This is a genomic window from Aeromonas sp. FDAARGOS 1403, assembly GCF_019047325.1.
In the GTDB taxonomy this organism is placed as follows: domain Bacteria; phylum Pseudomonadota; class Gammaproteobacteria; order Enterobacterales; family Aeromonadaceae; genus Aeromonas; species Aeromonas dhakensis.
In genome coordinates this window covers 2065315-2078898 of the sequence record NZ_CP077249.1, presented here as the reverse complement: position 1 = coordinate 2078898, position 13584 = coordinate 2065315, and the positions used below count along the sequence as shown (strand labels likewise).

Sequence of the window (13584 nt, the reverse complement as noted above, 5' to 3'; positions counted from 1 at the left end):
TGAAAGCAGGGATTAGTTGCTCTTCATCCAGATGTCCATGTCGGTTTTCAGGTTGTCGGACTTGGTACCGAAGATGGCTTGTACGCCAGAACCTGCAACCACCACACCGGCGGCGCCCAGTTTCTTCAGACCGGCCTGGTCAACCTTGGCCACATCCTTCACGCCGACACGCAGACGGGTGATGCAAGCGTCCAGAGAAGCGATGTTCTCCTTGCCACCGAAGGCAGTGACCAGTGCGGCAGACATCTCGTCCTTGCTCTGACCAACGCTCTCTTCAGCAGTTTCGTCTTCACGACCCGGAGTCTTCAGGTTCATGGCACGGATGACCACGGTGAAGACCACGTAGTAGATGACGGCATAAACCAGACCCAGACCCACCAGCAGCAGCATGTGATCGGCACGCGGGGATTGCACCACGAAGTCGATGAAGCCGTTGGAGAAGGTGTGGCCGTGAACCACGCCCAGGGAGTTGGTCAGCACGTAGGCCAGACCGGCCAGCACGGCGTGGATGGCGTACAGTACCGGGGCGATGAACAGGAAGGAGAACTCGATAGGCTCGGTGATACCGGTCAGGAAAGAGGTCAGGGCGGCAGAGGCCATGATACCTACGATCTTGGCGCGGTTTTCCGGCTTGGCGGAGTGCGCGATGGCAAACGCGGCGGCAGGCAGACCGAACATCTTGAACAGGTAGCCACCGGCCAGCTGACCGAAGCCGTTGCCGGCAGCGCGGGAGGCGTCGTCAGCAGTCAGGAAGCAGGTCATGATGCCGTGTACGGTTTCGCCAGCGGCGTTGACACAGGTACCCGCCTGATAGAAGAACGGCACGTTCCAGATGTGGTGCAGACCGAACGGGATCAGGGAGCGTTCAACCACGCCGTAGATACCGAAGGCCAGTACCGGGTTCTGGTTGGCAGCCCAGTCGGAGAAGGCACCGATGGCGGCACCTACCGGCGGCCAAATCACGGACAGGATCACGCCCAGACCGATGGAGACGAAACCGGTGATGATCGGCACGGCACGCTTGCCGGCGAAGAAGCCCAGGTACTCTGGCAGCTGGATCTTGTAGAAGCGGTTGAACGCCCAGGCGGCCACGCCACCGGCGAGGATACCACCCAGTACGCCGGTCTCGATGGTCTCGACGCCCATCACGGGGGCCATCACCTTCAAGGTGGCGCTCATGATGCCGTAGCCAACGATGGCAGACAGGCCGGATACGCCGTCGTTATTGGTAAAGCCAAGTGCCACGCCCACGGCGAACAGCAGGGCCATCTGACCGAATACGGAACCACCGGCCTGCTCCATCAGCTGGGAGACAATTTCCGGCAACCAGCTGAAGTGGGCAGCACCCACCCCCAGCAGAATACCTGCAACGGGCAAGACCGATACTGGCAGCATCAGCGCCTTACCGACCTTTTGCAGATTAGAGAAAGCATTTTTTAACATGTGTGCGCTCCTGAATGGAATGTCTTACCGTAGACGCTTCAGTCCAATTTATAGACGACCAAGAACATCATCTCTCATCGGCATGAATTCGACGCGGGTTTGTTTATTTTGACCAGCTGAATATAACCCAGCAGATCGCAAATATCTTCCATCAGGGGGAAGCGAATAAAAAATTTGGAGGGGAGATCACAAGATAATTTCGGCGGGAATTTTCAGCTAATTACAGCTATATTTCGGCATCTTCATGCTAAACCAGAAATATGAAAAGTGCTGTTTCGCATTGTATTTTAGCCAATCAAAACAATACACCATGAAACGCAATGTAACTTAATGTAACCATTTGCTGTTTTTTCTATTTTAGTCTACCGATTAAAAAGGCCTCCAACAAGGGAGGCCTCAAATAAATATTATCTTTTAAAGACCGGACGATATTCAGCCTTTCTGGGAACGCTTGACCGCATCCACAAAGACCGATTTCGCCTTGGTCGAACCTGCCCGTTCCGCTTCGCTGACCAATCTCATCGCCTTGTCGATGTCACCGGCTTTCACCGCTTTCTCGATCTGGGATTGATAGAAGGCCTCGGTTTCGCTCAGCATGGGGGCACTGCTCTTGACTGCGCCGGCGGTCGCCAGGGGCACGACAAGCTTGTTTGGTGCCGTGTTGACTACCGGGGTGTTGGCATCAATCACATCCTGATAGACGGGCTTGTAATAGTTGCTCTCGGTTTTGACGCCACTCAAGTCCTCCACAGAGAGGCTGACCACGCCCCAGGGGGAGTGCGGAATGACGGGGTCTTTTTCACCATAATCAACCACCCCTAGCGACTTGGTCATCAGCTTGGAAGGGCTCAGAATGGTGGTTGTTTTGTCCAGACCACTCTGGTCTGTGTAGATCACCATGTAACTTTCGTTATTGGGGTTACCGACATAGGAGCGATCCACGGTAAACACGGCTTCCATGCGATCCCCCTGCAGCATGCGTGCAGGCTCGTACTTGAACACGTCGCTGCCCAACTTGCGGGTCACATTGAATTTGGAATCAAGCATCAAGACGGTCGGGTTGAACAGCGATTTGTCGATCAAGCCATCAACCGTGATGCGCAGGTCACCGGAGTTGACCGGCAACCGGAAGGCGGCGAAGTGGCTTTTCCCTTCGCTGAAAGCGTAAACGGGGGAGCTGCCATCAATGGGGATAAGCTTGGTTGCGCCCGGTTGTATGTCCTGAAACGGCAGACTGGAGACATCGCGACAGCAGCTGCCAACCGTAGCCAATTGGCTCATCGCAACGTCGCGATTTCCCATGATGGACTTGAACTCCTGAGTCGGCGCTACCGTCGTTTCCAACGTGGCGCACCCACCCAGCACAACAGAACAGAATACAGTCAAGGCTAATCTGGAATATCTCATCGCGTGACCCTAAGAAACGTGTTGTAAAAAAAGAGCCCCCGTCATGCGGGGGCACTTGCAGTCATGACGTCAACAGATTACCACCAAGCTTCAGCTTGAACACCGAAGTTCCAGGAATCGTCCTGTTTCACGCCATTGGCATCCGGGCGGAACTGGCCGTCAGAATCCAGGTAGGAAGCGTAGACACGGATTTCCGGACGGGCCCAGAAGCTGGAGCCAGCGGACCAGGCCTGAGCCAGGGTGTATTTCTTGCCGATGGTGCTGGTTTCAGTGCCATTGTTCGGCTTGTAGCTGTCATGGTGATAGCCAAGCTCGGCGATGGTCTTCATGGTGTCATTCCACTTGTACATCGGGCGAACGACAACGGAGAAGGTATCCTTGTCAGCGCTGTCATTGTCGATATCACTGGCAGTACCGTAAACCAGCTGGTGACCGAACTCGACCTTGTCGCCAACCGGCAGCACGCCCCAGTTGATGAAGCGCCAGCCATCGCCCTTGGCGGCAGATTGGCTCAGGCCGCTGCCAGAACCGCTACCGTAGTCAACAGCCTGAGAGGCATAACCGTCGGCGAAATACTGAACCACGGTCTTGTTGAAGCCACCCAGCATGGATTGGGTCAACTCGGCGGTCAGCATGTGGCCGTTTTTCTCGTAATCCTTGCTGCCCAGAGCCGCTTTCTGCTCATCGGTCAGGTTGCCGCGGGCGTAGTCATAGCCCAGCTCCAGGGAGCCGTCTTTCCACAGCGGGATACCAGCATAACGCAGGTCCAGTACGTCGGTATCAACACGTTTGTCGACACCAACACCACCTACAAACTGATCGTAATCTTCCCACGGGTCGTTACGCAGCCATGCAAAGGAGAGCTTGCCCGGACCAGCCTGGATGTTTTCTACACCAGCACCGGCACCAGACACATCCCAGTAGTAGAAGTCGGAGATGTGGATGTCGTGACGTTGATAGTAACGCTTACCGGCCCACAGGGTAGCTTCCGGCGCGAAGCCCAGCACGCCCTTGGCCTGGACGTTGAATTGACGCAGAGCAAAGTCGGCATCGCTGCCGCTGGTGCTTTCCCAGTCACGACCCTGCTGACCGGAAACCATTGCAAACATGGAGTCTACGTAGAAGGACTTGCCGTCCTTGTTGTAAGCCTCTTGACCCAGCTGAACTTCGCCGTAGGTCTCGGCTTCGTTGCCCAGACGACCGACTTTCTGTTTGCTGTAAGTTTGCAGGCTGCCGTTATCGGAAGTACCGACACCGGAACGCATGTAGCCGTGGAAATCAACGGCGAAGGCGGCTTGGGAAGCCAGGGCTGCGGTTACTGCTGCAGCGATCGGGAGCCACTTTGCTTTCATTTTCATTTTCCTTATTCCCGCTGTGAGGAGTGTGATCCTGAATATCCAAGTTCTTATCACCGTAAAAACGTTTGGGTGATAACCGAGGCCGATTATAGGTAGCCAATTTCGGGACAAACATGAGCTGATTCACAAAATGGCGACAAATCGCCCAGCATTGGCCGCAGAGGGTTTTATGGGATGGATAACTGTAGATTTATGCAATAATTCACTATTTACTATGGTTGAAATGCAAAAAGATCCACCATGAAACCGCTACCAACAATTAATTCGCTTCGAAGATTAAGTGATAAATATTCAAATTGATGACAAAAACATGACTGAAATCGCTTTCAATGGGGAACTTTTAAATTTGCGGCATGTCAGCTGGCGCCGAAATAAATCACTGAGCAAACAAGGAACGGCTTGAAAAATAACCGGAGAAATAGCGGGCAAATATGGTCAGTTGAGACTGGCCTGCCCCACAAAATAAATATCCCCGCCAGACGGACTGAACGGGGATCTATAAGTGATGAAAAAGAGTGGTCGCTAGAGTTTATTTAGCCAGTCATCGAGCCAGGCCAGCGCCACTTTTTCCGGTTCATCGTCGACGGTGGCATCTATTTCCAGGCGGGGCAGCAGAGGGCTGGCGCCAAGCTCCTGCAGCAGTCCATCGAGGTGGCGACCGGCGCCACAGAAGTGCTCATAGCTGCTGTCCCCCATGGCGATGAGGGCATAACGCCACCCTTTCATGTAGGGGGCCCGATCAGTCAGGGCAGTAGCCAGTGGTTGCAGATTGGGGGGAATGTCGCCCTGGCCGGTGGTGGCGGTGATGACCAGCAAGAATCGACTCGCATCCAGATCTTCCAGCTCGGCCTCCTCGAACACCCGACAACCGTGTCCCGCCTGTTCCAGCCGCGCAGCCATCGTCTCGGCCACCAGCATTGCCGCGCCGTACACGGTTCCCACCACTATATTTATCTGCGCCATCACGACCCCCTTTGACCAACATGGATGCCCAGCATGCCACAGCGCAGAGTCAGGCAACACCCCGAACGCCTCAGTAGTCGCTCTCGCTGGCAGGCCAGCCCAGTGCGGCAAACAGCTGCAGCACGTGCGACCCCAGCGGGGCCTGGATGCGCATCGGCACCTTCAGCACCGGATGCTGGAAGCTGAGGGTGCGGGCCACCAGCAGCAGGCGATCGCAACCATAGTGCTCGCGAAAGAAGCGGTTGTGGCGGCCATCGCCATGGGTGGTGTCACCGACGATGGGGTGGAACAGATGATCGAGGTGACGGCGCAGCTGATGCTTGCGACCCGTCTTGGGAAACAGGCGGACCAGGCTGTAGCGACTGGTGGGGTGTTTCTTGGAGACCGCATAGGGCAGCTCGACCTGATGCAGGCGACAAAACGCGGTCACCGCCTCCTGGGCCGGACGATCCGGATCGCTCATGGCATCGGCGATCTTGTCCAGTTGCTCCTTGAGGGGGTAGTCGATCACCCCCTGCTCCGGAGCCCAGCCTCGCACCAGCGCCAGATACTCCTTGTGGACCTGACGGGCGGCAAAGGCCTCGGTCAGGGTACGGGCCACGGCAGGATCGAGGGCAAACAGCAGCACCCCCGAGGTGGGTCTGTCCAGCCGATGTACCGGGTAGACGTGACGACCGCCGATGAGATCCCGGGTCATCTGCATGGCAAAACGGGTTTCGGCCTTGTCGAGCCAGCTGCGGTGCACCAGCAGACCGGAGGGCTTGTTGACCGCCACCAGCCAGTCATCCTGGTAGAGCAGGGTCAGCTTCATCTCACCGTCGTCTTGAGTGGTGCAATCATCTGAACTGCCGCCCGTCTGCGTTTTCTTCTGATGGCCCTGGGTCTGCTCGCTCATCATTGTTCGACCACTTTGCCGGAGAGCAGCAGATCGAAGCGGGCGATCAGGCGCAGCAGGGCTTCGACCTCGGCCAGCTCTTCCTTGTAGACTTCGCTGGCCATGGGATAGAGAGAGACGCTGCTGGGCAGCGGCGCCTGCAGCAGCACCAACTGCTCCATGCGCGGGATCAGCACGAACTGCAGCCACTGATCGAAACTCAGGGTATCGACGCAAAACGGCAGCTCGCTGGCCAGGGCCTCTTCCCCCGGATGGGTCGCTTGCCAACGTTCCAGACGTTGCAGTTCGGCGGTCAGTTCGCCCAGCAGGCCGGCTACCAGCAGATATTGATTCATTGCGCTCTCTTCCTCATCACCACGTCCCCGGTTCGCGGTTCAGTCAACAGCAAACCGGGCTTTGCAAAAAAGGGCGCTACTATACACCCTCCCCCCCGCTCTCTGCCATGCCCCCGGCGGCCATCAGTACGGGTCGCCGCCGGCCGCAACACGCCTCCCCGCTGGCTATCTTGTGCCAGCGCCTTATAATCGGCCCGCATCACCCTTAGCCGGATCACCTCATGTCCACCATCAATACTCTGACTGACTTTCTGACCCAGGCCGATACCCAGTTTCAGCTGTTCGACATGGGTCGCCAGGTGCGGCCGCTGGCGAGCGACACCTTCGTGCGCATCGAGCAGCAGCAGGAGCCCTATCCCTGGCCCCTGCAGCAGCACGCCTGGCTCGGCGTCCACTTCTTCCAGCCGGCCGAATCGCGCCACTACCTCTGGTTCCTCAAGTTTGCTCTCGACGAGCGCGGTCTGCTCATCTCGAGCGGCCCCAAACACTTCATGGATCAGGTGGTGGAGACTCTGGGCTACAAGCTGACCGGCGAGCTCGATGAGGAGAAGGCCCAGCGGCTGGCTGAGAATCCCTACACCTTCCGCCCGGCCGAAGCCAAGATGGCCAGCCTGCACGCCAAGCTTGCCCGCCAGCTGGAGCAGGCCCCGTCCGCCTATTACGACGGGCTCTGCCACTACCTGTCCGCCCCCTCCCCCGAAGGGTGGCAGACCCTCGGCGTGCAGGGCTTTGCCGATCTGGCGGAGCGGCTGCAGGATGAGAGCAACCTGGCGCTGGTGTGCAAGGCGCTGCCGAAGCTGCCGCAAGAGCCGCTCTACGCCCTCTGCCAGAGCCTGGAGAACGCCCCGCTGCCGCCGGCCGTACAGGGCGCCCTGTTCGAGCGCATCGGCAAGGAGCAGGAGTGCGCCGAGCCCAACGCCGAGACCCTGGCCTACCTGTGTCGGGCGCTGGCCTCCTGCAACGGCAGCAGCATGCGCACCAACAAGCTGCTGACCCTGCTGCAAACCCAGCCGAGCCCGGCCCTGCTGCTGGCCATCGCCGGCCGGCTCTGGCCCGATCTGAAGGATGCCGCCCTGCTCAGCCTGTTCCTGGAGCAGCTGGCCCTGCAGCCAACCCAGTTCTTCAATCAGGTATTTGCCGAACTGGTGACACTGCCGGCCCTGCGCAATGATATGCTGGCCAGACTGCGCGACCCCGAGCGCAGCGACGCCCTGGGCCAGGCCATCGGCCACCTGTTCGCCTCGGCCTGATGATAGCGGCGCCCCGCCCCCTGGCGGGGCGCCACCCGACACGGACACACCGCAAAAGGAGCCCGCGATGGGTGAAGTGCTCGCCATCTTGCTGCTGACCCTGGGTGCAGGTGCCTTCTGGCACCAGCGGCGCCAGGCCGAACTCGCCTGGCAATACATGCGCCGCTACTGCCAGCATCACGACCTGCAACTGCTGTCGCTGGCACGCAGCCACCGGGCGCTGGCCCACCAGCCGCTGCGCCTGCTCACCTATTACGAGTTCGAATTCTCCAGCGATGGCGAGAGCCACTACCTGGGGCAACTGCGCATGCAGGGGCTGCAGGTGGTCGGCGTTGACCTCCCGCCACATCGGGTACCCAGCCTGTAAATCTCCCGCCACGGGGCGAGCCTATACTGTTCTGGAATGTCTTTTCGGAGAGATGAGATGGAGTTCCTGACCCACGATCTGGCCGCCCTGTTTGCCCAGCTTGGGCTGGCCAACGACGAGCTGAGCCTGCACCGCTTCATTCACGAGCACCGCCTCGACAACCAGACCCTGCTGCCGGAAGCCCCCTTCTGGACCAGTGCCCAGGCCAATTTTCTGCGCGATGCCCTGTGGAACGATTCGGACTGGTCGGAAACCATCGATGAGCTGGACGTACTGCTGCGCCGGCACGATTGACCCGCTTCCCGCTTTTCAGCCCCGCACGCTTTGGTTAAGCTCTGTGCCCCGTCCAGCCCCAATATCCCCATGCCGTGCAGGAGCACTCATGTCAGCCCAAGAGATCATCCGCATCGCCAATGAACTGGCGGCCAAGGGCATCGCCCCCACCACCGCCATGGTCAAGGCCCGCCTCGGCCAGCCCGTTCCCATGGCCGAGCTGCTCAAAGTGCTGAGCCAGTGGAAACAGCAACCCGCAGGCGCCCCGGAAGTCGCCAGCCCGGCGCAGGAAGCCCCCGCTCCCGCCGCCGAACCCACCCTGCTGCAGCTTGCCGAACGGCTCGAACGTATCGAACGCAAAGTGGATCGGTTGACCGAGCTGCTGCTCCAGCAAGGGAAGCCGTGAGCCATGTACATCCTTGAACTCTGCTTTGAGTGCTATCGCGACACCTCGCTGGGTGAGGCCGAGCGGGCCATCGTCAACTACCTCGACATGCTGCGCTATCAGGGCCAGATCCTCGGTCGGGAGTTCCCCACCAGCATGCACGAGGGCTACTTCGTCAGCCGGGTGGTCTGCCCGGAGCAGGACAGCCTGCACCCCGACAACCAGAGCGAACAGGTCAAGCTGGCGGAGCAGGGCCTGCACCAGGCCGGGCTGCTCGCCCCCAAACTCCACCTGCAGGGGGCGGACCTGCTCTCTGACAGCACCGACCCCTGCGGCCATGATGGCGAGCGCCCCAGCTGGATGCTGCTCTATACCAGCTTCCTGCACACCTGCTCGCCGCTGCGCTGCGGCGATCACTTCGCCCCCATCCCGCTCTATCGGCTGCCGGCCGTCGCCAACGGCGACCACAAGCAGATCATCAAGTGGCAGGAGGATTGGGAGGCGTGCGATCAGCTGCAGATGAACGGCTCCATCGCCGAACATGCGGCGCTGCACGAAATCGGTGAGGTGGGCAGCCGGCTCCAGCGCCGTGGCAGCAATCTCGGCAAGCGGCTGGAAGCCCTGACCGGCATCCCCACCTACTACTACCTCTACCGGGTGGGTGGCCGCAGTGCGGCCGAGGAGAAGGCTCGCCCCTGTCCGGGTTGCGGCGGCGAGTGGGCGCTGGCCGAGCCCTTGCACGAGATCTTCGACTTCAAGTGCGATCCCTGTCGGCTGGTCGCCAACCTCTCCTGGGATTTCAAGGACTAAGCCCGGCGGTGAACCAGACAAAAACGCCTTGCCGGTCGGCAAGGCGTTTTTCATTGTGGCTAACGCCGCTTATTGCGGCAGGGTCTCCAGCCGCTCCAGGAACGCGGGCAGAGAAGGCGCCAGCACCAATCGGCGGCCCGAGTCGAGCCACTCCAGCCACACCTGACCACTCTCGTTGTCGAGCGATACCAGCGTCATCTCGTTGCGGGTGGTGGCAATGAACAGGGAGGGGCTGCGCTTCAACTTGCGCAGCATCAGCAGGTGGCCGATGAGGTTCTCCTTGAGCAGGTCGAGATCCGCCTCGTTCCAGGGCAGCACAAACTCGAGCCGCAACCCCTTGTAGAGGCAGGGCACAGGGCGACTGAACCAGCCACCAAACAGGGCCTGCGCGGCCGGGTGCAGGGTCAGCTCGAGCGCCTCGTTCATCGCCGTGAAATCGGCGGGCTCGGTGCGCCGATGCGGGCGCCAGGCGACCCGGCCTTCCTTGGGTTCATCCAGCTCGCAGGGGGAGCGCCAGTCCGCCTCCCACTCGCACAAGGGCAGCCCTCGCCTCGCCTCGCCGTCGCGCTGCCAGCGCAAAAAAAAGTGTTCCAGGGCAGACAAGACTTGATCCGACATCGAAATTCCCCACAATTGCTGCCAAAGTCCGCTATTGCACCATCAAAGCCATGAGCAGACAAGGTGAAGCGCGGATCGCCAGCCGGCACTCCCCGCCTTGCCACCCCAAGCGGGGCCCATGCCTCTGCCATCGCCCATTCAACGTTCGAGTCACACAGATGAGCAAACAAGATAGATACGCCGGCGCCAGCGCCCTGCAGGGGCTGAGTCTCGGCCAGCAATCGGCCTACATCAGCCAGTACACCCCGGCCCTGCTGCAGCCGGTGCCCCGCAGTCTGAACCGCGACGACCTCGGTCTTGATGGCGAGCTGCCGTTCCAGGGCTGCGACGTCTGGACCCTGTACGAGCTCTCCTGGCTCAATGCCAAAGGCAAGCCCATGGTCGCCGTCGGCGAGGTCTCGGTGCCTGCCACCAGCGCAAACCTCATCGAATCCAAGTCGTTCAAGCTCTATCTCAACTCCTTCAACCAGACCCGCTGCGACTCGCTGGAAGCGGTGCAGGCCATGCTGGTCAAGGACCTGAGCGCCTGTGCCGGCAGCGATGTGAGCGTCACCCTGTTCCCGCTGGCCCAGGCTCCGCACCACATTGCCGCCCTGCCGGGCGAGTGCATCGACGAGCAGGACATCGCCGTGGACTGTTACGAGTTCGATGCCGACCTGCTGCAAGGCGCGGCCGGCAGCCAGGAGGTGGAGGAGACCCTGCACAGCCACCTGCTCAAATCCAACTGCCTGGTGACCAGCCAGCCGGACTGGGGCTCCGTGGTGATCCACTATCGCGGCCCGCAGCTGGACCGGGAAAAACTGCTGCGCTACCTCATCTCGTTTCGCCAGCACAACGAGTTCCACGAGCAGTGCATCGAGCGGATCTTCACCGATCTCAAGCACTTCTGCGCCCCGAGCCAGCTGACCGTCTACGCCCGCTACACCCGCCGCGGCGGCCTGGACATCAACCCGTTTCGCAGCGACTGGGAAGTAGTGCCGGCCAACCTGCGCCTGATCCGGCAATAATCCGCAGTCACTGCCCCCGCCGCTCTGCGCCGCCAGCGCCCGGATAACGGGGTTGGCGCGCAATCTGTCAGTAAACTCTGGACGCACGGGGCCGGGCTTGGATAACATGCCCTCACTCCCGTGCTGCCCTTAATCCAATGAATCAACTGTTTTTTCTGGCAATGATGATGTCCTCCCTGTCCGCTCCTGATCTGGATCTGGCCAAGGAGCAGTTGTCCATCGATCTGCAACAGGCCCAGACCCTGGTGCTGACCGATCCTGCCAGATGCGTGCAGATCACCTCCGCCTTCCTTGCGCGCACGGCCAATAATCCCAAGCAAATCATCAGCAATCGCCAGGAGTACGGCTACCGTGAGCCGCTGTTGAGCTATGGCACCGCCGCCCAGGCCACCGGCGCCCACCTGCTCAAGGGGGAGTGCCTGCTGCAACTGGGCCAGTTCCAGGCCGCCCAGAAGTCTCTCGATCAGGGCATCGCCATGGCGGCCAAGGAGCAGCAGCTGGAGTTGCAGGCCCACGGCCTCTACCTCAAGATCCGCAGCCAGAACCTGCTGGAACGCTCCCACGGTGCCAGCAGCGGCCTGCTCGGTCAGCTGGAGACCCTGCTCAGCACCCCCAGCCTGAAAGAGAGCCAGCTGCAGGTTTACAGCCGGCTGTTGCGCACCAATGCCAGCATAGAGGCGCACCAGTTCGACGAGGCCAAACGCCAGCTGGCCGAAGCCCGCCGCTGGGCGGATCAGACCAAGAACCCGCTGGCCAGCGCCTGGGTCAGCGCGGTGAGCGGCGATCTCTACCACGCCCTCAAGCAGCCGCAGCTCTCGCTGGGCGACTACATCGACGCCCAGCAGCAGGCCAGGGGCCTGCAGGATCCCCTCTTCCTCGGCCTGCTGTCGAACCAGATAGTGAACCTCTATGAAGAGGAGCAGGAGCCGCAGAAGGCGCTGCAATATGCCAATGAGGCAGCCAACTACTTCCACGCCCTCGGCAATCCCTCCCTGCTGAGCGACGCCCTCATCGTGCTGGCCCGCCTCAACCGGGAGCAGGGCGAGATGAACATGGCGCTGGTCTACTTCTTCAACGCCCTGGACCTGCTGGACGAGGGCAACAACCGCACCCGCATCGCCAACCTCAAGTACGAAATCGGCAAAACCTATCTGGAAACCGGCAACCTGACCCTGGCCCGCAACTACCTCACCGCGGCCCGCCAGTCCCACGAGCTGGGGGATGACAAGGAGCCGCTGATCGACACCCTGCTGCTGCTGGGCGAGCTACACCTCAAGCAGAAAGAGGCGGGCATCGCCATCCTGCAGCTGGAGAACGCGCTGGCGCTGGCCAACCAGATAGGCGACACCCAGCGCCAGTTCGAGATCTTCCGCCTGCTCTCGGCCGCCTACGAGCAGAAGGGCTATCTGCAGCAGGCGCTGGAGAGCTACAAAAACTTCCACCAGCGCAGCGAGCAGGTCCGCCAGCAGCAGGTCGATCTGGAGCAGGAGGCGATCCGCGACAACTACGCCCAGGTGGAGCGTGAACAGCAGATCAAGGAGCTGGAGCAGCAGCTCAGCACCAGCAAGCATCAACAGGATCGCTACCTCTGGTCGAGCGTGATAACCGGCCTGCTGCTGACCCTGTTCATCTACCTCTTCTTCACCCTCTGGCTCAAGTTGCGGGTCGCCCGCCTGCAGGGCAAGCAGCTGGGCGAGGCGCTGCTGCTCGAGCCACGCACCGGGCTGGCCAACTGGCAGCGACTGATGAGCCGCTGGCCACGGGAGATGGCCAAGCGCCAGCAGCGCTCCGAGCGCTGGTATCTGAGCGAGCTGCCCAGCAGCGAATTTGACGACAAGCTGCACTACCTGCTGTTTCGGGTCCCCTTCCTGGTCAACAGCCTGGAGCAGCACGGCTACCAGGTGAGCCGCGAGATAGAGCAGGCCTTCGGTGCCTACGTCAACGGCCTCACCCCGCAGGATGGCCGCATCTACGACCTTCGCGAAGGCCATCTGCTCTATGTGGTGCCCCAGCGCCATGTGGAGGATCTGCACCGGCTGGCCCGCGAGCTGCTCGCAGCACTGGCCGAGTTCCCTTGCCAGCATCCGCTCGATCGCCACATCAGCCTCGGCATCGTCAGCCACCCCTTCCTGCCCAAGGCGGCCACCGCCCTCGATCATCACGGGCTGTTCGACCTCTGCTATCTGGCACTGGCAGGAGCCATTCAGCTCAGTGAAAAATCCCAGCAAAGCGTCTGGTTGGAGCTGGCTGCCATCGATTGCCAACAGGCCGCATTTTTTAATGGGGATGTGTGGCAATGCTGCTTGATGGCAATTGACAAGGGACTGGTAAAAGTAAATTCTTCTCATGAAAAGCAATGGGTTAATTGGCTTCAACTTTCACGGAAGAGAGTGCCGGTTGATCAGTGACGAATAGATAATCAACTGGGTCTGGAACTGGGTTCGACCGCTGTTGCTATCCAACACAACAACGA

14 protein-coding genes are annotated in these 13584 nt (G+C 60.3%); 7 read left to right on the top strand and 7 right to left on the bottom strand.

Annotated features, from left to right (window positions below; genetic code table 11):
- Nucleotides 1-12: 12 nt before the first annotated feature.
- From ptsG to I6L33_RS09945, 6 genes are all read right to left on the bottom strand, one after another.
- Complete coding sequence (gene ptsG / locus I6L33_RS09970) at nucleotides 13-1443, bottom strand: PTS glucose transporter subunit IIBC (RefSeq protein WP_005303477.1); 1431 nt, start codon at nucleotides 1441-1443, stop codon at nucleotides 13-15.
- 432 nt (nucleotides 1444-1875) lie between these two features.
- Nucleotides 1876-2745 carry a MalM family protein gene (locus I6L33_RS09965; protein WP_010634785.1) on the bottom strand — a complete coding sequence of 290 codons (870 nt, stop codon included), beginning with the start codon at nucleotides 2743-2745 and terminating at the stop codon, nucleotides 1876-1878.
- A gap of 182 nt (nucleotides 2746-2927) precedes the next feature.
- Nucleotides 2928-4202 (bottom strand): maltoporin, encoded by a 1275-nt coding sequence (locus I6L33_RS09960; protein ID WP_010634786.1) that lies wholly within the window; start codon nucleotides 4200-4202, stop codon nucleotides 2928-2930.
- A gap of 528 nt (nucleotides 4203-4730) precedes the next feature.
- On the bottom strand, nucleotides 4731-5171 hold the full coding sequence (locus I6L33_RS09955; protein ID WP_216973991.1) for a flavodoxin: 441 nt from the start codon (nucleotides 5169-5171) through the stop codon (nucleotides 4731-4733).
- A 70-nt stretch (nucleotides 5172-5241) separates the two neighbouring features.
- A complete protein-coding gene (gene truC, locus I6L33_RS09950) occupies nucleotides 5242-6069 on the bottom strand; it encodes a tRNA pseudouridine(65) synthase TruC (RefSeq protein WP_010634788.1) in 828 nt (275 codons plus the stop codon).
- The gene (locus tag I6L33_RS09945) at nucleotides 6066-6401 is read right to left on the bottom strand and encodes a YqcC family protein (protein WP_005303485.1); all 336 of its coding nucleotides are present in this window, start codon (nucleotides 6399-6401) and stop codon (nucleotides 6066-6068) included. The genes truC and I6L33_RS09945 overlap by 4 nt, the downstream gene beginning before the upstream one ends.
- Before the next feature lie 221 nt (nucleotides 6402-6622).
- Between I6L33_RS09945 and I6L33_RS09940 the strand changes: the two genes are divergently transcribed.
- From I6L33_RS09940 to I6L33_RS09920, 5 genes are all read left to right on the top strand, one after another.
- Nucleotides 6623-7651, top strand: a complete 1029-nt coding sequence (locus tag I6L33_RS09940; protein WP_010634789.1) for a DUF3549 family protein — start codon at nucleotides 6623-6625, stop codon at nucleotides 7649-7651.
- A 67-nt stretch (nucleotides 7652-7718) separates the two neighbouring features.
- Nucleotides 7719-8018: a DUF3301 domain-containing protein gene (locus I6L33_RS09935; protein WP_005303488.1), complete on the top strand. Its 300-nt coding sequence runs from the start codon at nucleotides 7719-7721 to the stop codon at nucleotides 8016-8018.
- 57 nt (nucleotides 8019-8075) lie between these two features.
- Entirely contained in the window at nucleotides 8076-8312 is a 237-nt protein-coding gene (locus I6L33_RS09930; protein ID WP_005303490.1) for a DUF2789 domain-containing protein, read from the top strand.
- An 88-nt stretch (nucleotides 8313-8400) separates the two neighbouring features.
- Entirely contained in the window at nucleotides 8401-8697 is a 297-nt protein-coding gene (locus I6L33_RS09925) for a DNA-binding protein (protein WP_010634790.1), read from the top strand.
- 3 nt (nucleotides 8698-8700) lie between these two features.
- Entirely contained in the window at nucleotides 8701-9486 is a 786-nt protein-coding gene (locus tag I6L33_RS09920; RefSeq protein WP_010634791.1) for a Zn-ribbon-containing protein, read from the top strand.
- 69 nt (nucleotides 9487-9555) lie between these two features.
- On the opposite strand, the gene syd is transcribed toward I6L33_RS09920, so the two are convergent.
- On the bottom strand, nucleotides 9556-10104 hold the full coding sequence (gene syd, locus I6L33_RS09915; RefSeq protein ID WP_010634792.1) for a SecY-interacting protein: 549 nt from the start codon (nucleotides 10102-10104) through the stop codon (nucleotides 9556-9558).
- A gap of 158 nt (nucleotides 10105-10262) precedes the next feature.
- On the opposite strand from syd, the gene queF reads away from it, so the two are divergent.
- Entirely contained in the window at nucleotides 10263-11111 is an 849-nt protein-coding gene (gene queF / locus I6L33_RS09910; RefSeq protein WP_216973990.1) for an NADPH-dependent 7-cyano-7-deazaguanine reductase QueF, read from the top strand.
- A gap of 137 nt (nucleotides 11112-11248) precedes the next feature.
- Nucleotides 11249-13519, top strand: a complete 2271-nt coding sequence (locus I6L33_RS09905; RefSeq protein ID WP_017781874.1) for a hypothetical protein — start codon at nucleotides 11249-11251, stop codon at nucleotides 13517-13519.
- Nucleotides 13520-13584 lie beyond the last annotated feature (65 nt).